This is a genomic window from Kitasatospora sp. NBC_00240 (genome assembly GCF_026342405.1).
In the GTDB taxonomy this organism is placed as follows: Bacteria; Actinomycetota; Actinomycetes; order Streptomycetales; family Streptomycetaceae; genus Kitasatospora.
The window spans coordinates 5,036,944-5,058,141 of record NZ_JAPEMU010000001.1 but is presented as its reverse complement, the minus strand read 5'-3'; the positions used below and the strand labels follow the sequence as shown (position 1 = coordinate 5,058,141).

The 21,198-nt window shown below is 74.2% G+C and carries 18 protein-coding genes and 2 tRNA genes; 9 read left to right on the top strand and 11 right to left on the bottom strand.

Annotation, left to right across the window (positions count from 1 at the left end; genetic code table 11):
* Positions 1–20: 20 nt before the first annotated feature.
* The 4 genes from OG689_RS21420 to purS all read right to left on the bottom strand — a co-directional run bounded on the left by OG689_RS21420 (position 21) and on the right by purS (position 4,166).
* On the bottom strand, positions 21–848 hold the full coding sequence (locus OG689_RS21420) for a sterol carrier family protein (RefSeq protein ID WP_266322536.1): 828 nt from the start codon (positions 846–848) through the stop codon (positions 21–23).
* Positions 849–985: 137 nt separating this feature from the next.
* Entirely contained in the window at positions 986–3,241 is a 2,256-nt protein-coding gene (gene purL, locus OG689_RS21415) for a phosphoribosylformylglycinamidine synthase subunit PurL (RefSeq protein ID WP_266322535.1), read from the bottom strand.
* Positions 3,241–3,918, bottom strand: coding sequence for a phosphoribosylformylglycinamidine synthase subunit PurQ (purQ, locus tag OG689_RS21410; RefSeq protein WP_266322534.1), 678 nt, complete (start codon positions 3,916–3,918; stop codon positions 3,241–3,243). Before purQ ends, purL begins: the two co-directional genes overlap by 1 nt.
* Positions 3,915–4,166, bottom strand: coding sequence for a phosphoribosylformylglycinamidine synthase subunit PurS (gene purS, locus OG689_RS21405; RefSeq protein WP_073929151.1), 252 nt, complete (start codon positions 4,164–4,166; stop codon positions 3,915–3,917). Before purS ends, purQ begins: the two co-directional genes overlap by 4 nt.
* Before the next feature lie 453 nt (positions 4,167–4,619).
* On the opposite strand from purS, the gene OG689_RS21400 reads away from it, so the two are divergent.
* From OG689_RS21400 to OG689_RS21370, 7 genes are all read left to right on the top strand, one after another.
* Entirely contained in the window at positions 4,620–4,937 is a 318-nt protein-coding gene (locus OG689_RS21400; RefSeq protein WP_073929152.1) for an Lsr2 family protein, read from the top strand.
* A 130-nt stretch (positions 4,938–5,067) separates the two neighbouring features.
* A tRNA-Gly gene (locus OG689_RS21395) sits at positions 5,068–5,140 on the top strand.
* A gap of 65 nt (positions 5,141–5,205) precedes the next feature.
* Positions 5,206–5,281, top strand: a tRNA-Gly gene (locus OG689_RS21390).
* 172 nt (positions 5,282–5,453) lie between these two features.
* Positions 5,454–6,497, top strand: coding sequence for an ABC transporter ATP-binding protein (locus OG689_RS21385; protein ID WP_266322533.1), 1,044 nt, complete (start codon positions 5,454–5,456; stop codon positions 6,495–6,497).
* Positions 6,494–7,339: an ABC transporter permease gene (locus OG689_RS21380; RefSeq protein ID WP_266322532.1), complete on the top strand. Its 846-nt coding sequence runs from the start codon at positions 6,494–6,496 to the stop codon at positions 7,337–7,339. Before OG689_RS21385 ends, OG689_RS21380 begins: the two co-directional genes overlap by 4 nt.
* An 89-nt stretch (positions 7,340–7,428) precedes the next feature.
* Positions 7,429–8,727: a histidine kinase gene (locus OG689_RS21375; protein ID WP_266322531.1), complete on the top strand. Its 1,299-nt coding sequence runs from the start codon at positions 7,429–7,431 to the stop codon at positions 8,725–8,727.
* Positions 8,724–9,362 (top strand): response regulator transcription factor, encoded by a 639-nt coding sequence (locus OG689_RS21370; protein WP_266322530.1) that lies wholly within the window; start codon positions 8,724–8,726, stop codon positions 9,360–9,362. The genes OG689_RS21375 and OG689_RS21370 overlap by 4 nt, the downstream gene beginning before the upstream one ends.
* Positions 9,363–9,387: 25 nt before the next feature.
* On the opposite strand, the gene OG689_RS21365 is transcribed toward OG689_RS21370, so the two are convergent.
* The 4 genes from OG689_RS21365 to purD all read right to left on the bottom strand — a co-directional run bounded on the left by OG689_RS21365 (position 9,388) and on the right by purD (position 15,749).
* Entirely contained in the window at positions 9,388–10,299 is a 912-nt protein-coding gene (locus tag OG689_RS21365) for a phosphoribosylaminoimidazolesuccinocarboxamide synthase (protein ID WP_266322529.1), read from the bottom strand.
* Positions 10,300–10,412: 113 nt separating this feature from the next.
* Positions 10,413–11,951 (bottom strand): N,N-dimethylformamidase beta subunit family domain-containing protein, encoded by a 1,539-nt coding sequence (locus OG689_RS21360; RefSeq protein ID WP_266322528.1) that lies wholly within the window; start codon positions 11,949–11,951, stop codon positions 10,413–10,415.
* Between the two features lie 240 nt (positions 11,952–12,191).
* Positions 12,192–13,859, bottom strand: coding sequence for a hypothetical protein (locus tag OG689_RS21355; RefSeq protein WP_266322527.1), 1,668 nt, complete (start codon positions 13,857–13,859; stop codon positions 12,192–12,194).
* Positions 13,860–14,501: 642 nt separating this feature from the next.
* Positions 14,502–15,749, bottom strand: a complete 1,248-nt coding sequence (gene purD, locus OG689_RS21350; RefSeq protein ID WP_266322526.1) for a phosphoribosylamine--glycine ligase — start codon at positions 15,747–15,749, stop codon at positions 14,502–14,504.
* Between the two features lie 568 nt (positions 15,750–16,317).
* Between purD and OG689_RS21345 the strand changes: the two genes are divergently transcribed.
* Positions 16,318–17,109: an SLATT domain-containing protein gene (locus OG689_RS21345; protein ID WP_266322525.1), complete on the top strand. Its 792-nt coding sequence runs from the start codon at positions 16,318–16,320 to the stop codon at positions 17,107–17,109.
* Between the two features lie 141 nt (positions 17,110–17,250).
* Here the strand turns inward: OG689_RS21345 and OG689_RS21340 are convergent, their stop codons facing one another.
* The 3 genes from OG689_RS21340 to OG689_RS21330 all read right to left on the bottom strand — a co-directional run bounded on the left by OG689_RS21340 (position 17,251) and on the right by OG689_RS21330 (position 20,087).
* Entirely contained in the window at positions 17,251–17,898 is a 648-nt protein-coding gene (locus OG689_RS21340; protein ID WP_266322524.1) for a hypothetical protein, read from the bottom strand.
* 83 nt (positions 17,899–17,981) lie between these two features.
* Entirely contained in the window at positions 17,982–19,022 is a 1,041-nt protein-coding gene (locus tag OG689_RS44850) for a GntR family transcriptional regulator (RefSeq protein WP_323189316.1), read from the bottom strand.
* 267 nt (positions 19,023–19,289) lie between these two features.
* Entirely contained in the window at positions 19,290–20,087 is a 798-nt protein-coding gene (locus OG689_RS21330; RefSeq protein WP_266322523.1) for a carbon-nitrogen family hydrolase, read from the bottom strand.
* Positions 20,088–20,257: 170 nt separating this feature from the next.
* Here OG689_RS21330 and OG689_RS21325 point away from each other — a divergent pair, with 170 nt between their 5' ends.
* On the top strand, positions 20,258–21,079 hold the full coding sequence (locus OG689_RS21325; RefSeq protein ID WP_266322522.1) for a maleylpyruvate isomerase family mycothiol-dependent enzyme: 822 nt from the start codon (positions 20,258–20,260) through the stop codon (positions 21,077–21,079).
* The last annotated feature ends 119 nt before the right edge of the window (positions 21,080–21,198 follow it).

Genomic DNA, 21,198 nt, shown 5'->3' with positions numbered 1-21,198 from the left:
GCCCACTGCCCGAACGGCCGTCAGTTCAGTACGGGGAGATGCCCGGAGAGGTCGCTGCGCTCGCCGCTCGCCGAGACCAGGGCGTCCTCGACGGCGGCCGCCCAGCCGATCCGGCCGGTGGCCAGCCGGATCCAGGTCAGCGGGTCGGTCTCGACGACGTTCGGCGGGGTGCCCCTGGTGTGCCTGGGCCCCTCCACCGCCTGCACCACGGCGTACGGCGGGACCCTCAACTCCACCGCCCCGCCTGGCGCCTGGGCGGCCAGCGCGTCGGCCAGCAGCCGGACCACCGCCGCCACCGCCTGCCGGTCGTGGGCGAATCCCGGCAGACCGAGCGCGTCCGCCAGGTCGTCGGCGTGCACGACGGTCTCCACCAGCCGGGTGACCAGCATGTCCGACAGCGGCATCGAGCCCAGCCGGATCTCGAACCTCCGCGCGGGGTCCGCCACTTCGGGCCCGACCAGCAGGGCGATGAGCGCCTGCGCCGCGGCGTCGAACGCGGCCGCCACCTCGGCCGGGGTGCCGTCGAAGGCCTTCGCGGTGTACTCCCGGGTGCCGGCGTCCAGCAGCGGCGCCACCGTGCCCACTCCGGCGACCCACTGCGCCAGGCTCAGGTCCGGCGCACCGCGCAGCGGCTCCTGGACGTGCCGGGGCACCCACTCGATCTGCAGGGCGAGGTGGGCCACCAGCTCCCGCACCCGCCACTCCCCCAGCCGGGTCGGGCGGGCCAGCCGCCGCTCGGCGTCCGGACCGGCGCACAGCTCGTGGACGGCGGCGCGCAGCGCCCCGACCTGCGCGGCCAGCGCGGTGCGCACCTTCACGGGGTCGTAACTGCGGGTCTTCGGGGGCATACCGGCAGGCTACCGCCCCCCGCACGGGCCGCGGCCGGGCGGCACCGGCGCCCGAGGACCGCCGGGAACGGCCGAAGGGCGGCCCGCGCCAGCGCGCGGACCGCCCTTCGGATGCTGCGGGTCGGAGCCCGACCGGATCAGGCGAGCAGAGCCTCGATGACGCCGGTGTGGGCGTCCTTCAGCTCGGCCAGCGAGACGGTGAACTGGCCCTGGACCTCCAGGACGTCGCCGTCCACCACGCCGATCCGGGTGGCCGGTAGGCCACGCGCACCGCACATGTCGTTGAACCGGAGCTCCTCGCTGCGCGGCACCGACACGACGGCGCGACCGGCGGACTCGGAGAACAGGAACACGAACGGGTCCAGCTCGGCCGGCACCACGATCCGGGCGCCGTTGCCGCCCTTGAGGCAGCTCTCCACCAGGGCCTGGGCCAGACCGCCGTCGGAGAGGTCGTGCGCGGCGTCGATCATGCCGTCGCGGGAGGCGGCGATCAGGATGTCGCCGAGCAGCCGCTCGCGCTCCAGGTCCACCTTGGGCGGCAGGCCGCCGAGGTGGCCGTGGACGACCTGGGTCCAGGCGGAACCGCCCAGCTCGTCGGCGGTGTCGCCGAGCAGGTAGAGGTGCTGACCCTCCTCGGCGAAGCCGATCGGGGTGCGGCGGGTGACGTCGTCGATGACGCCGAGCACCGCGACCACGGGGGTCGGGTGGATGGCGACGTCGCCGGTCTGGTTGTACAGCGAGACGTTGCCGCCGGTGACCGGGGTGCCGAGCACCAGGCAGGCGTCGGCCAGGCCGCGGGTCGCCTCGGCGAACTGCCACATCACGTCCGGGTCCTCGGGGGAGCCGAAGTTGAGGCAGTCGGAGACGGCGAGCGGCTTGGCGCCGCCGGCCGCGACGTTGCGGTACGCCTCGGCCAGGGCCAGCTGGGCACCGGCGTACGGGTCCAGCTTGGCGTACCGGCCGTTGCCGTCGGTGGCGACCGAGACGCCGAGGTTGGTCTCCTCGTCGATCCGGACCATGCCGGAGTCCTCGGGGGTGGCCAGCACGGTGTTGCCGATCACGTACCGGTCGTACTGGTCGGTGATCCACGCCTTGGAGGCCTGGTTCGGCGAACCCGCCACCTGCAGCAGGGCCTCCTTGAGGGCCTCGCCGGTGGCCGGGCGCAGCAACCGCTCGGCGGTCGGGGCGTCCGCCTGCAGCGCGTCCTGCCAGCTCGGCCGGGCGTACGGGCGGTTGTAGACCGGGCCGTCGTGGGCGACCGTGCGCGGCGGCACGTCGACGACCTGCTCGCCGTGCCAGAAGATCTCCAGGCGCTCGCCCTCGGTCACCTCACCGATGACGGTGGCGATGACGTCCCACTTCTCGCAGATCTCCAGGAAACGGTCGACCTTGCCGGGCTCGACGATGGCGCACATGCGCTCCTGCGACTCGCTCATCAGGATCTCCTCGGGGGAGAGCGAGGAGTCGCGCAGCGGCACGGTGTCGAGCTCGACCCGCATGCCGCCGGAGCCGGCCGAGGCCAGCTCGGAGGTGGCACAGGAGAGGCCGGCGCCGCCGAGGTCCTGGATGCCGAGCACCAGCTTCTCGGCGAAGATCTCCAGGGTGCACTCGATGAGGAGCTTCTCCTGGAACGGGTCGCCGACCTGGACGGCCGGGCGCTTGGCCGGGCCGGTGGCGTCGAAGGTCTCCGAGGCGAGCACGGAGACACCGCCGATGCCGTCGCCGCCGGTGCGGGCGCCGTACAGGATGACCTTGTTGCCGGCGCCGGAGGCCTGCGCGAGGTGGATGTCCTCGTGCTTCATGACGCCCACGCAGAGCGCGTTGACCAGCGGGTTGCCCTGGTAGCAGGAGTCGAAGACGACCTCGCCGCCGATGTTCGGCAGGCCCAGGCAGTTGCCGTAGCCGCCGATGCCCGCGACGATCCCGGGCAGCACCCGACGGGTGTCCGGGTGGTCGGCCGCACCGAACCGCAGCGGGTCCATCACGGCGACCGGGCGGGCGCCCATCGCCAGGATGTCGCGGACGATGCCGCCGATGCCGGTGGCCGCGCCCTGGTAGGGCTCGATGTACGACGGGTGGTTGTGCGACTCGACCTTGAAGGTGACCGCGTAGCCCTGGCCGACGTCGACCACACCGGCGTTCTCGCCGATGCCGACGAGCATGGCGTCCGAGACGGGCGCCTTCTCACCGAACTGCTTGAGGTGCACCTTGGAGCTCTTGTACGAGCAGTGCTCCGACCACATGACCGAGTACATCGCGAGCTCGGCCCCGGTGGGGCGGCGGCCGAGGATCTCGCGGATCCGGGCGTACTCGTCCTCCTTGAGGCCGAGTTCGGCCCAGGGCTGGGCGGTGTCCGGGGTCTGCTCGGCGTTCTTGACGGTGTCGAGGCTCATCAGGCGTTCACCAGCTGCTTCAGTACGGAGGTGAAGAAGCCCAGACCCTCGGTGCTCGGGCCGGTGAGCGGCTCCACGGCGTGCTCGGGGTGCGGCATCAGGCCGACGACGTTGCCGGCGGCGTTGGTGATGCCGGCGATGTCGCGGTACGAACCGTTGGGGTTCAGGTCGAGGTAGCGGGCGACGACCCGGCCCTCGGCCTCCAGCTCGTCCAGGACGTGCTGGTCGGCGACGAAGCGGCCCTCGCCGTTCTTCAGCGGCACGACGATTTCCTGACCGGCCGAGTAATCGCGGGTCCACGCAGTGTTCGCGTTCTCGATCCGCAGCTTCTGGTCGCGGCAGATGAAGTGCAGCGAGTCGTTGCGGGTGAGCGCGCCCGGCAGCAGGTGCGATTCGCAGAGCACCTGGAAGCCGTTGCAGATACCGAGGACGGGCATTCCCAGCTTCGCCTGCTCGATGATGGTGTCCATCACCGGGGAGAAGCGGGAGATCGCACCGCAGCGCAGATAGTCGCCGTAGCTGAATCCGCCCGGCAGGACGACCGCGTCGACCTGATGGAGATCCTTGTCACGGTGCCAGAGCGCGACCGGCTCGGCGCCGGCCAGGCGGACCGCGCGCTGCGCGTCACGGTCGTCGAGCGAGCCCGGGAAAGTGACGACGCCGACGCGGGTGGTCACGAGGACTCCTCCACTCGAACGGTGAAGTCCTCGATCACGGTGTTGGCGAGAAAGGTTTCGGCGGCTTCGCGGATGCGGGCGAGCGCGGCGTCGTCGACCGGGCCCTCCAGCTCCAGCTCGAAACGCTTGCCCTGGCGGACGTCGGCGATCCCGGCGAAACCAAGGCGGGGCAGTGCACGCTGCACCGCCTGTCCCTGGGGGTCGAGGATCTCCGGCTTGAGCATGACGTCGACTACGACGCGTGCCACTGGCACTCCCGGTGGTGTTCTCGTGAAGGCGGGGGAACTCCAGACTACCGGGGGTTTGAGGTCGGATTGCGGCCCGGACGTCGCGACGCGCGTAGACCCCAGCCCCTTACGCCACAAGGGCACCACCCCCGCGGACTCTCCCGCCGGTGCCCCTTTTCGGCGGATTCGGGACCCTTCTCAAGAACACCCGAATACCGGCACTCCGGACAGATCGGCCATGCCGCGACGCCGGTATCCGATCCTCGGTGAATCACGTGAATATCCGGAAAAGAAAGCAGGACTCTTCGATTTCACCCCGCTTCGGGTGCAGAATAGGGCCACCTGCTGCGGCAAGTGCTGCGTATCCGGCATGGCATCCCGCCTGCCCGTATGCGCTTGCGCGACTGGTGCACATCGGGCCTCAGGAGCGCACCCCGCGCCCTGCGGCCGAAATGCCCGAGAGGATTGACACCCATGGCTCAGCGTGTAGTTGTCACGCTCTCCGACGACCTGGACGGCGGCGCGGCAGCGGAAACCGTCCACTTCGGCGTCGACGGGAAGTCGTACGAGATCGACCTGTCCCTGGACAACGCGGAAAAGCTGCGCGAGGCCCTCGCCCCGTTCGTCGCCGCCGGCCGTCGCCAGAGCCGCACCGGAAAGTCCTTCCGCCGCACCGCCCTCACCCCCGACCCGGCCGCCGTGCGCGCCTGGGCGCAGTCCCGCGGCATGGAGCTGCCGGCCCGCGGCCGCATCCCCAAGCACGTCTACGAGTCCTTCGCCGAGGCCAACTGACCTCCCGGAGCACCCGGTCGCCCCGCCCGTCCGGAAGGGTGGGGCGACCACCCCGATCGATGGGGTAAAGTATTCCTCGTCGCCGCAACCGGAGTCCGGTCGAGGCGGCCGGTGCCCTTCAAAGCACCGTGCGGACGTGGCTCAGTTGGTAGAGCATCACCTTGCCAAGGTGAGGGTCGCGAGTTCGAATCTCGTCGTCCGCTCGCAGTACGTACGAACAGCACGGCCGAGCACTGCGCTCGGGATGGACAACTCAATAGCTCAGCATGCGGACGTGGCTCAGTTGGTAGAGCATCACCTTGCCAAGGTGAGGGTCGCGAGTTCGAATCTCGTCGTCCGCTCCATGAATCGAAGGCCCCCTCTCACGAGGGGGCCTTCGTCGTTCCGTGGCGCAGGTCACATACCCCCGCGCGGCCGGCACCGATGACATTTGTCACCGCCGACCCGTGAATCCGCATCCGCGACCGATGACAGCGCGCACTGCCCGCGCGGCCCGGTCGGCGGAAGGCTGGAGTCATGGAAACGAGCCACCCACAGCCGCCCGCGGACCACGTCATCGAGGTCGCCGGCCTGCACCGCCGCTACGGACCGGCCGACCCGGCCGGCTTCGACGCCGTCCGCGGCGTCGACCTCACCGTCCGCCGGGGCGAGCTGTTCGCCCTGCTCGGCACCAACGGGGCCGGCAAGACCTCCACCATGGAACTGATCGAGGGCCTGGCCGCCCCCACCGGCGGGCAGGTGCGGGTGCTCGGCCACGACCCGTACCGCGAGCGCGGGGCGCTGCGCCCCCGGATCGGCATCATGCTCCAGGAGGGCGGGTTCCCCGGCGACCTCACCGTCGCCGAGACCGGCCGGGCCTGGGCCGGGATCACCAGCGGCGCCGGGCCCGGGGAGGGCGGCCGCACCCTGGACGAGGCCCTGGAGCTGGTCGGGCTGACCGGCCGGCGCGGCGTCCGGGTCAAACAGCTCTCCGGCGGTGAGCGGCGCCGGCTCGACCTCGCGGTGGCGCTGCTCGGCCGGCCCGAGGTGCTCTTCCTGGACGAACCGAGCACCGGCCTCGACCCGGAGGCGCGCGCCGCGACCTGGCGCCTGGTCCGCGACCTACGGGCCCGGGGCACCACCGTGCTGCTCACCACGCACTACCTGGAGGAGGCCGAGGAACTGGCCGACCGGCTGGCGATCATGCACCGCGGCCGGATCGTCACCACCGGCACGGTGGCCGAGGTGATCGCCGGCCGACCGTCCCGGATCTCCTTCGAACTCCCGGAGCGGGATCGTGAGTTCGCCGATCTGACGCTGCCTCCGCTGGCCGGCGCCGAAGTCCGCGCCGAGGGCCGGCGGATCACCGTGCAGACGCCGCGACTGCAGGACACCCTCACCGAGCTGCTCGGCTGGGCCGCCGGCCACCGGCTCGCCCTCGGCGGGCTCGACGCCCGCAGCGCCTCGCTGGAGGAGGCCTTCCTGGCCATCGCCGCCGGCGCCGAGGAGCAGAGCCCCGAGGCCCCCGCCGTGCCCGCCCGCCGCAACCCGCTCCGCAAGCTGATCGGAAGTGCCCGATGACCACCGCTTCCACCCCCGCCACCACCCGGCCGGCCGGCACCGCGCCGACCACCACCCCGGCGGGCCGGATCCTGGCCCTCGGCCGGGCCGAGGCCACGCTGCTGCTGCGCAACCGCAGCGCACTCTTCGTCGCGGTCGCCCTGCCGCTGCTGATGATCGGCGCCCTGCGCGGGGTCCTGGACCAGCAGGCCGAGAAGCTGGCCGGGCTCGACCTGGACGCCGCCCTGGTGAACGGCGTGGTCGGCTTCGTGCTGATGTTCGTCGTCTACTACAACCTCACCAGCGCCTACGTGGCCCGCCGCAACGAACTGGTGCTCAAGCGACTGCGCACCGGCGAGGCCGGCGACCTGGAGATCCTGGCCGGCACCGCCGTCCCGGCGGTCGCGCTCGGCCTGCTGATGTGCGCGCTGGTGGCCGCCGGCGGCGCCGTCATGCTGCACCTGCCCGGCCCGGCGAACCCGCTGCTGATCGTGGCCGGCCTGGCCCTCGCCCTCGTCCTGCTGATCGCCCTCGCCGCCCTCTCCAGCACCTTCACCAAGACCGTCGAGAGCGCGGGGATCACCACCCTGCCGCTGATGCTGGTGACCCAGTTCGGCTCCGGCCTGCTCGTCCCGCTCGAAGCCATGTCCGACCGGATGGCCGACCTCTGCCGGCTGCTGCCCGCCACCCCCGCCTTCGAACTGATCCGGCTCGGCTGGTTCGGCACCGACGGCTCCGACCCCGCCACCGGCTTCGCCGGCACCTGGGCCGAGGCCACCCCGCACCTGGCCGTCGGCACCCTCTGGACAGCCGTCGCGCTCTGGGCCACCCTGCGGGTGTTCCGCTGGGAGCCCCGGCGCTGACCGGCCGGCCGCCCCGTCGATGGTCACCGCGCCCCACCACTGGTAGGAAGACAGGCAGCACGATCATGACTTCAGGGGGAGCGTCGGAGATGGACGTCACGGCACCGGTCCGACGCTGGAAGGGCTACGGCAAACCGCAACGCAGCGAGCTGTACCTGCGCTGGTCGCTCTACCTGATGGCACTGCTCCAGCCCCCGGTGGCGCTGCTCGTCCTGGTCGGAACGGCGCCGCAGCACGGGCCTGGACCGGCCGGCGCGGCCACCGTGCTCGCCCTGTCCTGCGGCCTCTGCTGGCTGTCGATCAGGGCCTACGGCGCCGCGGTCGACCACTACCTCGGCCGCCCGAGCGCCGTCGACCGCCGGCTCCGGACCACCGCCGGCGGCGCCCTGGTCGCGGTCTGGACCACCGCGCTGATCAGCTCGGGCATCAGCCCCCGGACGGACGGCGCCAGCCTGGCCGTCACGGTGACCGGCGGCCTGCTGGTGCTCTGGTTCGGACCGCTGAGCGTCGCCCGCCCCGTCCGGACGGTCGCCCTGCAGGGGCTGCTGGGGCTGGCCCTGCTCGCGCCCCCGCTGCTGCTGGCCGGCGCCGACGCCGCCACCACGGGCGGGATGCTGGTGGGCCTCGCCGTGGTCCTGCCACTGCTCGGCGCCAGCTGCCGCAGCTTCGCCTGGCTGCTCGGCGTGGTCTGGGAGCTGGACGCGGCCCGCGAGACGCAGTCCCGGCTGGCGGTGGCCGAGGAGCGGCTGCGGTTCTCCCGGGACCTGCACGACGTGATGGGCCGCAACCTCACCACCATCGCGCTGAAGAGCGAGCTGGCCGTCCAGCTCGCCCGGCGCGGGCGTCCCGAGGCCGCCGACCAGATGACCGAGGTCCAGCGGATCGCCCAGGAGTCCCACCGCGAGGTCCGCGACCTCGTCCGCGGCTACCGCACCGCCGACCTGAACGCCGAGGTCATCGGCGCCCGCGCGGTGCTGCGGGCCGCCGGCGTGGAGTGCGGGATCGACCTCGGCGAGGACGCGGCCGAGCTGGCCGGGCCCGTCCAGTCGGTGCTCGGCTGGGTGCTGCGGGAGGCCACCACCAACGTGCTGCGCCACAGCGAGGCCGGGCACTGCTCGGTCCGACTTCGGCTCGCCGACGGCCGGGCGGTGCTGGAGCTGGAGAACGACGGCGTCCCGACCGGTGCGCCGCCGGCCCGGCCGGGCGGCCGCTCCACCGGCGGCACCGGGCTGCGCGGCCTGCGCGAGCGCCTCGCCGCCCACGACGGCACCCTCGACCTGCCGCCCACCGCGCCCGGCAGCTTCCTGCTGCGCGCGAGCGTCCCGCTGGGCCCCGGCCCGGCGGCCGGCGCCCCCGACCCCACCGCACTGGAGGCGACCGCCCGATGAGCACTCCGACGGAGCCGACCGCGCCGACCCCGGTACGCGTCCTGCTCGCCGACGACGAGCACCTGATCCGGGGCGCGCTGGCCGCGCTGCTCGCCCTGGAGGACGACCTGACGGTGGTCGCCGAGGCCGCCTCCGGCCCGGAGGCGCTGGCGATGGCGAAGGCGCACCGGCCCGACGTCGCGGTGCTGGACCTCCAGATGCCGGGCCTGGACGGCATCGAGGTGGCCACCGAGCTGCGCCGGCTGCTGCCGGACTGCCGCACGATGATCGTCACCGGTCACGGCCGCCCCGGCTATCTGAAGCGCGCCCTGGAGGTCGGCGTCCGGGGCTTCCTGCCGAAGACCGTCTCGGCGGCGGACCTGGCCGGCATCATCCGCACCGTGCGGGCCGGCGGCCGGTACGTCGACCCGGAGCTGGCGGCGGACGCGATCGCGGCCGGCGGGACCCCGCTGACCCCGCGGGAGACCGACGTCCTGGAGCTGGCCGCCGACGGCACCTCGATCGCCGGGATCGCCGAGCGGGCGGCGCTCTCCCAGGGCACCGTCCGCAACTACCTCTCCTCGGCCGCCGCCAAGCTCGGCGCGGAGAACCGGCACGCGGCGGTGCGGATCGCCCGCGAGCACGGCTGGATCTGACCGGCCGGCCCGCGGGCGGAAGGGGCTACACCCAGTCGGTGGCCCAGTCGGTGCCGGTCAGCCGCTCGTACGCCTCGACGTACTTGGCCCGGACCCGCTCGACGACCTCGACCGGCAGCTCCGGCGGCGGCTGCTCGCTGTGGCGGTCCCAGCCGGAGGCCGGGGAGGTCAGCCAGTCCCGGATGATCTGCTTGTCGAAGGACGGCTGGGCACGGCCCGGCTGCCACTGGTCGGCCGGCCAGAAACGGGAGGAGTCGGGGGTGAGCACCTCGTCGCCGATCACCAGCCGGCCGCCGTCCAGGCCGAACTCGAACTTGGTGTCCGCCAGGATGATCCCGCGCTCGCGGGCGATGTCCCGGGCCCGGGCGTAGACGGCGAGGGTGACCTGGCGCAGCTCGGCGGCCAGCTCGGAGCCGATCCGGCGGGCGGTCTCCTCGTAGCTGACGTTCTCGTCGTGCTCGCCGACCTCGGCCTTGAGCGCGGGGGTGTAGATCGGCGCGGGCAGCTCGGAGCCGTCCTCCAGGCCCTCGGGCAGCGCGATGCCGCAGACCGTACCGTCGTTGCGGTACTCCAGCAGGCCGGAGCCGGTCAGGTAGCCGCGGGCCACGCACTCGACCGGGGCCATCTCCAGCGGGCGGCAGATCAGCGTGCGGCCGGCCCAGTCGGCCGGGGCGCCCGCCGGGACCTCGGTGGAGATCACGTGGTTGGGGACGATGTCGGCGATCCGCTCGAACCACCACAGCGAGAGCTGGGTGAGGATCCGGCCCTTGTCGGTGATGGCGTTCGGCAGCACCCAGTCGTAAGCCGAGGTCCGGTCGCTGGCGACCATCACCAGCTCGCCGGACTCGGCGCGGTACAGGTCGCGCACCTTGCCGGTGTGCAGGTGGATCAGGCCGGGTACCTGGACAGGCTCGGGCTTGGTGACAAATCCGCTCAAGGTCGTCTCAGTCCTCAGGGTGGTTCGCGTGTCCGCGGGCACGAAAAAGGGAGGTCGGTGGGGCCGAGTCTTTCACGAGGCCCCTTGTCCGTTCACCCAAGGGCGCGGGCCGTTCAGCCGTCCTTGCACAGACGATCCAACAGGTTGGCGGTGGCCCGCTGGACCCGCTCGTCGGTGTGTCCGGGGCGGTCCAGCGCCGGCGACCAGGCGAAGGTGCCCGCCGCGAAGACGTACGCGCCGCTCGGCGCCCGGTACAGCGAGGTCTCCTGGTACCGGGTCCGGCCGGCCGCGTCCTGGTACGGGGAGTGCGCCAGCAGCACCCGCTCGGTGTGCTCGGGGAGCGCCACCTTGGGGAAGTAACGGTCCGCCTCGCCGGCCACCAGGCCGGGCAGCTCGTCCCCCTCGCGCAAACCGGTGCCGTCCCAGAGCCAGTGCTCGGTGTTGCGCGCCACCAGCGGCACCGGGGCGGCGACCCGGCTCGCGTACTGGATGCCCAGCAGGTGCTGCTCGGGCTCGGCCGCGTCCCGCCACAGCGCGCTCTGGCTGCCGGCCACCCCGGCCGCGGGGCTGCCCGCCGGGACCTTCTGCCGCTTGCGGCAGTTCAGCAGCCGGTTGGGCTCGCCGGAGGCCGCGGGGGACAGCTCTACCCGCCAGTACATGGTGTTGGCGGAGAGGAAGACCAGCGAGGTGCCGTCGTCGCGGGCCCGCTCGACGGTCCGGCGCATCGGCTCGGACCAGTACTCGTCGTGGCCGGGGAAGATCAGCGCCCGGTGCCGGGCCGGCTCGACCAGGCCGGCGTGCAGGTCGGTGGCGGTGGCGTAGGAGAGGTCGTAGCCGTACCGCTCGGCCCAGCGGATGAAGTCGTAGGCGTGGCCGACGTGCAGCGGCAGCCCGGCACCGGCGTGCGGGCGGTCGAAGGAGACCGTGACGGCCGCCTCCCGCTCGCCGAGCAGCCCGCCCCGGTCGTCCCAGGCGTGGTAGAGGCTGGCCCCGAGCCGGCCGTCCTCGGGGAAGAGGTTGTAGGCCTGCCAGGTCACGTCGGGGAGCACCAGCAGCAGGTCGGCGGTGTGCGCCGGGTCGTCGAAGTCCCGCACGGTGAACGGGATGTGATTGCGGTGCAGGTTGTCGCTGGTGGTCAGCACCGCGACGTAGGCGCCGGGCCGCCAGTGGGTGGGGACCTGCAGCCGCCAGGACTGCCACCAGTGGTGGCAGGAGACGGTGCGGCCGGCCACCAGCGGCGCCGGCTGGGCGAGGCCGGCGATCAGCGGGCTGGACGTCATGTGGTGGGCGCCGTCGCCGGAGTAGTGGCCGATCCGGTAGACGTCGACGGTGAAGTCGCGCGGCGGGCGGACGGTGACCCGGAAGTCCACCGACCCGCCGGGGCGGACCACGCCGGCCGAGGCGAAGCCCTTGATCTGCTGGTCCACGTCGTCGGAGTTGGCCGGGGTGCCGACCGGGGGTCTGGGTCTGGCGCCGGTGAGCGGCTGCTGGCCCGGCGCGTCCAGCGAGACGTACCAGGGGACGGCCTCCCCGGTGCCGGCGACGTACTGGTCGGGGCCGCGCAGCCAGGGCAGCGGCCCCTGTCCGAAGGGGTCGGAGACGCCGTGCGCGTGCGTTCCGGACTCCCAGCGACGGTTGAGTTCGGTCCCCACGCGCCCCTCCCAGGTGCACCTCCACCGGGCTGGCACGTGCCACCCGGATGTGCGTGCGGTCTAATACACCACACACTGCTGGCGCTGCGTAGCCTCACCGTAGCAACTAGTGGCGGCCAATCTGTTCCGCTCCCCGGTCCGGGCCGCTGTGCTGCGGGAACAGCGGATCCCGGGGGCGCGCACCGCGGCATCGTGCGCCGCCCCGGGCCGGCCTCCCGTACGGCCCGGGCCCGGTCGGGCTCAGAGCCGTACGGGCTTCTCCAGCCGTACCCCGGCCGCGTCCAGCCAGGCCCGCAGCGGGCCGTCCTGGCCCTGCTCGACGGCCTGTGCCACCGGCTCGGCCAGGTCGGTCCGGCGCACCCCGCCGATCAGCAGGACGGGACCGTCCAGCCAGTCCAGCCCCGGGGTGCCGCCCGCGGTGTCGACGGCGGCGCAGCAGACCATCGCGGTGACGTGCTCGACCAGCAGGTCCCGCCCGCTGCGGGCGGGCTCCAGCAGCGAGGGCGGGCGGCCCGTCCGGGCCAGTTGGCTGGCCAGGGCGGCGGCCAGCGGCTCGCCGTCGCCGTCGGAGAGCCGGGACAGCAGCCGGGTGAGGGTCGGGGCGCCCGGGCGGGCCTGCGGGGCCAGCCGGTCCAGCGCGGCCTGCAGGGCGGTGGCCCGCGTCCGCCAGCCGAGGTCGACGACCTCGGTGGGGTAGTCGGCCCAGTCCAGTTCCTTCCAGCCGTCGGCGGCCGCGGCGACCGGCAGCACGGCGGCGGGCAGCACGGCGGGCTCGGCGGGCGCGTCCGCGGCCGTACCGGCGGCGGGCGCCCCCTCGGGGAGCCCGAAGAAGAGTTCGGCGGCGAGCAGCGAGACGGCCGCGTCGACGGTGCCCGGCTCCTCCAGCAGGTCGCAGGCCGGGCGGTCGCCCAGCCGGGTGCCGTAGCCGTCGGCGGCGAGCCGGTCGCGCCGGGAGAGCTCGGTGAGCGCGGCGACCACGCCGGCGTTCAGGTGACAGGGGTGGCGGCCGAGCTTCCAGGCCGGCAGCGCGACCCGGGTGAGCAGCCGGTCCCACCCCGCGTACGCCAGCCCGACCTGCTCCTGGGCGGCGATCCGCAGTCCGTAGTCGACGGTCTTGGCCTGCTCGGAGGCCCAGCCGGCGACCGCCCGCTCCAGTTCGGCGGAGTGCTCACGGCAGGCGCCGAGCAGCCGCCGGGTGATCCGGTCGGTCAGCAGGCGGGTGCCCCGGCGGGCCGGCCGGGCGGCCTGCGGGCCCGCTCCGGGATCGGGGCCGGGGCCGAGGTCCGCGCCGGAGTCCAGGCTCGCGTCGAGACTGCGGACGAACCGGCGGGCGGCGGCGATGTCGGGGTCGGCCGCGGCGGCGGTGCCGGCCACCACGGGGGCCAGCAGGGCCCGCAGCTCGCCGGCCCGCATCCACCACAGGAACGGTGAGCCGATCACCAGGACCGGGGCGGGCGGCGGGGTGTGCGCCCGATCGCGCCCGGCGCGGCGGCCCGCCCGTGGCGCGGGCACGTCCTCCAGCCAGCTGTCGCAGTCGGGGGTGAGCGCGATGGCCGACGGCGCCGGGACCTCCAGGCGGTCGGCCAGCTCGCCTATCAGGCGGTAGAGCTCGGGGGCGTCCGCCCGGGAGAGCGGGACGGCCGGGGTCTGCGGCACGGCGGCGGTGCGCCGGGCCCGGGCCACCAGGCCGGCCACCAGCAGGGTGGCCGCGGCGACCGCGCACACCGCCCAGCGGACGGCGTCCCAGGCCGCCGCGTCGGGCGACCCCGGAGCGCCGAGCCGGCCGGTGACCCGCCCGGCGAGCAGCACCACCGCGACGGCGGCCGGCAGTACGGCGGCGGCCACGGCCCGGCCACGGACCCGCAGCACCGCTTGGGCGCGGGCGCGTGCGGTCTCGACAGCGGCCATACGGTGCGGCACCCCCTTCGGAGTCCCCGGGCGCCTTGTCAGGACGACCGGGCCGACTCGAAACGATCAGTTCCGACCGGGAACGGCGGTATCCGAGCCCGGTTGTGCATCCTGCGTGGCGCTCCTGACAGTTTTGACGCCCGCGTCCTGGTCGGTGTTCCGGATCGCCCCGGATTCCACTCGTCCCAGTGACGCCGCACGCATTCCGGACGCCGGCGTCCGGCTTCGATGCGCGGCGGGCCCGGACCGGACCGGCACGCCGGGCCACGCACCCCCCAGCATCCCCCCGTACGGGCCCCGCCACCTGGCGACGATCATCGCGGCGCGGCCCGTGGCACTGCGATCCAGCGCACCATAAGGCCGATGGCCGGACCACGTCAGCCGGACGAGGATGCTGTCACTCGAACTGGTGGAATCCGTCGGCCGAGCGGTGTGGCAGCTGGCGCCCGTCGACCGGCGCGGAACGCCCGAGGGCGCTGCGTCCATGAGGGTCCCGGCCCCGGATCGGGGCGGGGACCGGACGCGGCGCCCTCGGGGAGCCTGCTCGTACGACGGCCGGCCCGGGGCCTTGCGGCCCGGGCCGGCCGGTGGAACCCGCGCGTGGAACCTACGGGTGGAGCGGGCGGGTGGAGCGGGCGGGTGCTAGCCCGCCGCCTTCAGCGCGATGTCGGTGCGGTGCTGGCTGCCCTTCAGGCTGATCAGCGCGAGCGCGTCGTAGGCCCGGGTGCGGGCCTCGGCGAGGTCGGTGCCGGTCGCCGTGACCGACAGCACCCGGCCGCCGGCGCTGAGCACCTGGCCGGTCCCGTCGAGACGGGTGCCGGCGTGCAGCACGTAGGCGGTGCCGTCGGCGGCGTCGGCCTCGGCCAGGCCCTCGATCGGGTCACCGGTGCGCGGGTCGGCCGGGTAGCCCTCGGAGGCGATCACCACGGTGACGGCGGCGCCGTCGTCCCAGCGCAGCGGCTCCAGCAGGTCCAGCGTGCCGGTGGCGGAGGCGTGCAGGACGCCGGCCAGCGGGGTCAGCAGCCGGGCCAGCACGACCTGGGTCTCCGGGTCGCCGAAGCGCGCGTTGAACTCGATCACCCGGGTGCCGCGCGAGGTGAGCGCGAGGCCGGCGTACAGCAGGCCGGAGAACGGGGTGCCCCGGCGGCGCAGCTCGTCCACGGTCGGCTGCAGGACGGTCTCCAGGACCTCCTCGACCAGGCCCTCGGGGGCCCACGGCAGCGGCGAGTAGGCGCCCATGCCGCCGGTGTTCGGGCCCTCGTCGCCGTCCAGCGCGCGCTTGAAGTCCTGGGCGGGCTGGAGCGGCAGCACGGTGACGCCGTCGGTGATCGCGAAGAGCGAGACCTCCGGGCCGTCCAGGTACTCCTCGATCACCACCCGCTGGCAGGACGCGGCGTGCGCAAGCGCCTCGGCGCGGTCGGAGGTGACCACCACGCCCTTGCCGGCGGCCAGGCCGTCGTCCTTGACCACGTACGGGGCGCCGAAGGCGTCCAGCGCCTCGGCGGCCTCCTCCGGGGTGGTGCACACGTAGGAGCGGGCGGTGGGCACGTTGGCGCCCGCCATCACGTCCTTGGCGAAGGCCTTGGAGCCTTCCAGCTGGGCGGCCTGGCCGGACGGGCCGAAGACCGGGATGCCGATCGCACGCACGGCGTCGGCGACACCCGCGACCAGCGGGGCCTCCGGGCCGACCACGACCAGGTCGGCGGCGAGCAGCCGGGCGAGCGCGGCCACGGCCGCACCGTCCAGCTGGTCGACCGGGTGGACCGTCGCCACCTGCGTGATCCCGGCGTTACCCGGGGCGCAGTGCAGCTCGGTGACGGCGGGATCTTGGGACAGAGAGCGGCACAGGGCGTGTTCGCGGGCGCCGCCGCCGATGACGAGGACCTTCACGGTTGGCAAGGGTAGTCGCTGACGCGATCGGGCCGCTCTCCGGTCTCATGCGGACGTCCGGACCGGGGTCCGCTCCGGTACCGCCGACCTGGAGGAAGCTCCGAACGAGCCCCCGGCCGCGCCCCGCCGACATCAGCAGCGGGTGTCCGGGTCAGGACAGCGGGTCACCGGCGGCTCGCTCGGAAGGGTGAAATCTCGCCGGCCCCCGCAACCCTCCCACCTCGGGATCCTGAGGTCATTTCCGGTAACGATCATTGGCGAAGGGGCCCCACGGTCAGCCATTTGGCGGTAAGAAGTGCTGTTGGACAACCACCGGCGATGTGCCGGTACGCGAACCTACGGGCGGGCCACACCCGCCCGGCGGCCTCGCCCGTCCACCGCACCAGCAGGATTTCACGAACCGTCAGGGGGATGAACCGTCAGGAAGCGCCTCTTCCGGACGATTCCGCCCCCGGCTTCCGAAGCCCGCGACCCGGCACCCGGGCCGTGCGGACCACCGGCAGTCCGGACCGTTCGTGGTCCGGACCCAGTCGACCCAGCAGTCAGCCCGCCACAGGGAGCCCCACAGGTGAGCCAGCCGGAAATGCAGCCCGAGGAGAGTGCCTGGGGCAAGGACGTCGGCGAGGAGGACCCGCCCGCGACGGCCACCGCCGCCACGGGCCGGGCGTCCACCCGCCGCCGGACCGACCTGAGCGCCCGCCAGTTCCCGCTGGGTGACTGGGGCGAGCCCGCCGAGCGGCTGGAGGAGCTCTACCGCTGGTCGGAGGAGCGGGCCGTGGAGGCGATCGACTGGTACCGCCGCGACCGCCTCGCCAAGCGCCGCTGGGCCCGCCTGCTGCGGCTGGGCACCGCCACCTTCACGGTGGCCGGCGCGACCGCGCCGCTGGTGGACCTCACCGGCGTCCTCGACCACGCCTCGAACTGGGGGTACGTCGGCCTGGCCCTCGCCGGGGCCTGCCTCGGCGCCGACCGGGTGTTCGGCCTGACCTCCGGCTGGATGCGGGACGTCAGCACCGCGCAGGCCCTCCAACGACGCCTGGAGGCCTTCCAGTTCGACTGGGCCTCGGAGTGTGTCCGCGAGGTGCTCGGCCCCACCGAGGGCACCGCGGGCGAGGCGGCCGAGCGCTGCCTCGGCGTGCTGCGCCGGTTCTGCGAGGACGTCTCGGACATGGTCCGCAGCGAGACCTCGGAGTGGATGCTGGAGTTCCGCGCCACGATGACCCAGCTGCCCACCCAGACCCCCGGGGCCTGGGGCGGGCGGTCGGAGTCGGGCAGCGGCGCGCAGGTCCGGATCCTCCCCACGCCGGGCACCCGGCCCACCATGCCCCGCCAACGGCCGCCGGAGGGCCCGCTCCGCTGAGAGCGGGGCTCGGCGCTCCGGGCCCGCACCCCGCGCGGAACGGCCTGCCGGTCCGCACGGCGCACCCGGCCCGGGGCGGCGCGGCGCGACGGAGCCGGCCCGGATCGGCCGGGCCCTCGCGACGGGACCCCAATGGCCCGCTCAGGCGAAAACGATCATCGAGCCCTGAGTGAGGCTGCGGGTCGCCGCCGCGTACAGGCCGGCCCAGGCGTGCCGCTCGCGCGCGTACGGGTGCACGTCGTCCAGCGGCGGCCCGAAGGGCTGCTCCAGCCCGGTCGGGCCGAGCGGCCTGGTCGGCGCGGGCGGGTTCATCGGGTCGATGCCGAGCACCGGCGCCACCGCCTGCAGTTCGCGCAGCAGCCCCTGGGTGGAGCCCAGCGGGCCGCCGGAGGCGAGCAGGGCGTCGTCCACCAGCGGGGTGGCGAACTCGATCGGCACGTACGCCCCGGCGTGGTCGAAGTGCCAGACCAGGTGGGACTGCTCCGCGGTGCTCTCGAACATCTCCAGCAGCTGCTCGTAGTCGCCGCCGAGCGCGTCCACCGGGGTGATCTCGAAGCCGGTCAGCCCCAGCAGATAGGCCCGGCGCAGGAAGTGCAGCGAGTCGTAGTCGAAGGCGGCTATCGGCTCCACCGCCCCGCTGATCCCGGGCACGTACTGGTAGACCGGCACCTCGGGCAGCCCGTGGGCGGCCAGGGCGGCGTTGTAGACCACGAGGTCGTCCCGGAAGGGGTTCTCGGGGCTGTGGCTCAGGACGTCCACCAGCGGGACGAGCCAGAGGTCGCAGGCCATGAGCCGGCTCTTCCTCTCGGGCGGCGACGCCGCGCACGGGGGCGGGCGGCGGACGGGTGCGGTCGGTTCAGCGACCGCCCACCCTACCGGCCCGGCGTGCGCCGCGAGTCCGGCTCCGACGGGGGCAGCGCGGGCCCGAACCTGCTGAAGGGGATCGAGCGGGGCTGCGGCACCAGACCGAGCCCGATGTCCCGGGAGAGATCGAACAGCCGGCCCGGGCCCACGGTGCGGCCGCCGGCGGCCGGTCCGGCCGACTGCAGGGCGGCCTGGTCCTCGCTCCGCTCCCCGGGACGGCCGGCCGCACCACCGGAGCGGCCGGCGGACCGGGCCCCCGGCTGCGCGGCCGGCGGGACGGCCGGCCGCGGCGCAGCGGCCCCCGGCAGCTGCGGGGCGACCGCCTCCACCAGCAGCGGAAGCACCACGAGGCGCTCCGGGTCGTGCCCGGTCAGCTCCGCCATCAGGCGGACGGTCAGCAGGTTGTACTCGCCCACCACCCGGCGGGCGGCGGCCACGTCCCCCGCCTCGACCGCGTCGACGAAGCCGTGGTGGCCGTCCCAGCACACCCCGGCCAGGTCGGGGATCGCGCGCAGGTACGGCGCCGCGAACATCCAGGACTGCACCCGCAGCCAGTCCAGGTAGTCCGCGATCCGGCGGTTGCCCAGCAGGGCGCCCGCCTCCTGCCAGAACCGGCGGTCGCAGCCCACCATCACGTCCAGCTGGCCGGCCCGGGCGGCCCGGGCGGCCGCGTCCGCGCGCCGGCGCAGCGAGGGCAGCCGGGCCGCGTCCGGCAGGGCGGCCCAGCCGGACAGCCGCCGGATGGCGCTGTCGGTGAGCAGGGTACGGGTCTCGAAGATCTCCACGAAGTCGTCCCAGCCGAACTCCGGGACGGTGAAGCCGCGGTGGTGCTCGGTCCGCAGCAGGCCCTGCGCCGCGAGGTCCACCAGGGCCTCGCGGGCCGGCGTCGCCGAGACCCCGTAGAGTTCGGCGATCTCCCGAACGGTGAAGTTGCGGCCCGCGGCCAGCCGGCCGGCCATCATCTCCTCACGCAGCGCGCCGGCGATCTGCTCGCGGAGGCTGTTGCGGTGGATGGCGGAGCGGCTCTCCCCTGCGTCTGGGTCCGGCATGCGTGCGACCTCCTCCCCGGCAGGACTGGAACGACGGCCGCTCATCTTCTCAAACTTGCCCATGCGGTGCACAGAGGAGCAACAGCGGAATACCGGCCGCCGCATCCCCGGGCCCGCGCGGAGCCCGGGGGGGTGCGTGAAGCCCGGGGGGGTGCGTGAAGCCCGGGGGTGCGTGGAGCCCGGGGGGTGCGGGGCAGGGTAGTGGCCGGGCCGGGCCGGGCGCGGGGGGCACCGGTGGCCCGCCGGGTGCCGGGGTCGGCCGGGCCGTCAGCGCTGCACCGGCGCCGGGATCCCCAGCAGCCGGTCGCGCAGCACCGGGAACTCGGCCCGGGCCTTGGCCACCTCGGCCGGGTCGAACTCCACCGTGAGGACCTCCTCGCCGTCCCCCGCCTCGGCCAGCACCCGGCCCCACGGGTCCACCACGATGCTGTGGCCCGCCTGCTCGACCCCGCCGTGCGTCCCGGCGGTGTTGCAGGCCAGCACGAAGGCCTGCTCCTCGACCGCCCTGGCCCGGTTCAGCAGGGTCCAGTGCTCGCGGCGGCGCGCCGGCCAGGCGGCGGGCACCACCAGCAGTTCGGCGCCGGCGTCCAGCAGCGCCCGGAACAGCTCGGGGAAGCGCAGGTCGTAACAGGTGGCCAGGCCCAGCACGCCGAAGTCGGTGCCGGCGGTGACGATCTCCTGCCCCGCGCCCATCACCACCGCCTCGCCGCTGTCGAAGCCGAAGCGGTGGATCTTGCGGTAGGTGTGCACCAGCTCGCCGTCGGGGGCGAAGACCAGCGAGGTGTTGTAGATCGGCCCGTCCGGGTCCCGCTCCACGATCGAACCCGCGTGCAGCCACACCCCGGCGGCCCTGGCGGCGGCCGCCATCACGTCGGAGGTCGGCCCGTCGAGCGGCTCGGCACCGGCCGACCAGGTGTCGTAAGCGAAGCCGCCGAGCGGCCAGAGCTCCGGCAGGACGACCAGGTCGGCGCCCTCCTGGGCCCGTACCAGGGCGGCCGCCCGGGCCCGCCGCTCGTCGGCGGGCTCGGTGTCGGAGACCGAGAGTTGGATCAATGAAGCGCGCACAGTACCACCGTCCACGGCAAGAGTCCTACGATCGTCACCCGAAAGCGCTGCCCTGCTCTCTCCAGGCAGCGTAACGTGCGGTTAGCGCGTGCGCCCGGAAGCCGCCGTTACCGTCTTCCGCCATTCCTGGGCACGCGCGCCCAGCAGCTGACGGAGGGCCGGAGATTCCCGTGACGGACAACCAGACCGTGCAGGCTTACACCGATGCGTGGACGCAGTCCATCGAGTCGATATCGGAGCTGGTGGCTCCGCTGCCCGCCGACGCCTGGAACCGGGCGACCGAATGCCCCGGCTGGTCCGTCCGCGACGTCGTCTCGCACGTCATCGCGTTCGAGTCCGAACTCCTCGGCGACCCGCGCCCGATCCACTCGCTGCCGAGCGACCTGCGGCACGTCACCGACGAGTTCACCCGGTACATGGAACTGCCGGTCGACAAGCGCCGCTGCCACACCTCGCCCGAGATGACCGGCGAGCTGGAGTACACGATCATCCGCCGCTCGCGCGCCCTGCGCACGGCCCGCCACGAACCCACCGACCCGGTCCGCTGGCCGGCCGGCCCCTTCACCCGCGACCTCCCGTACCACGAGCTGCTGCGCCTGCGGGTCTTCGACGTCTGGGTGCACGAGCAGGACCTGCGGCGGGCCCTCGGCGAGCCCGGGAACCTGGACTCCGCCGCCGCCCTGATCTCCCGTGACCATCTGGTCGCCGCGCTGCCCAAGGCCGTCGCCAAGCTGGCCGGCGCACCGGCCGGCAGCACGGTCGGCTTCGACGTGACCGGCCCGGTCGAGTTCCTGCGCACCGTACGGGTGGACGCCGCCGGCCACGGCTCGGTCGACGACAGCATCAGCCTCGCCCCCGACGTGCAGTTCACCCTCGGCTGGGAGACCTACGTCCGGCTCGCCTGCGGTCGCGGCCGGCCCGGCCCGGTGAAGACCGAGGGCGACGAGGAGCTGGCCGCCCGGATCCTGGCCAACTTCGCCGTGACTCCCTGACCCCGTCACCCGCCGAGACCGACGCCCCCGGTCGGCCTGCCGGTCCGGGGCGGCCGGCGGCCCGGGGCATCCGGCCGGCCGCGCGCGGGGTGGCGCACCTCGCGCTCCCGTACGGGCCC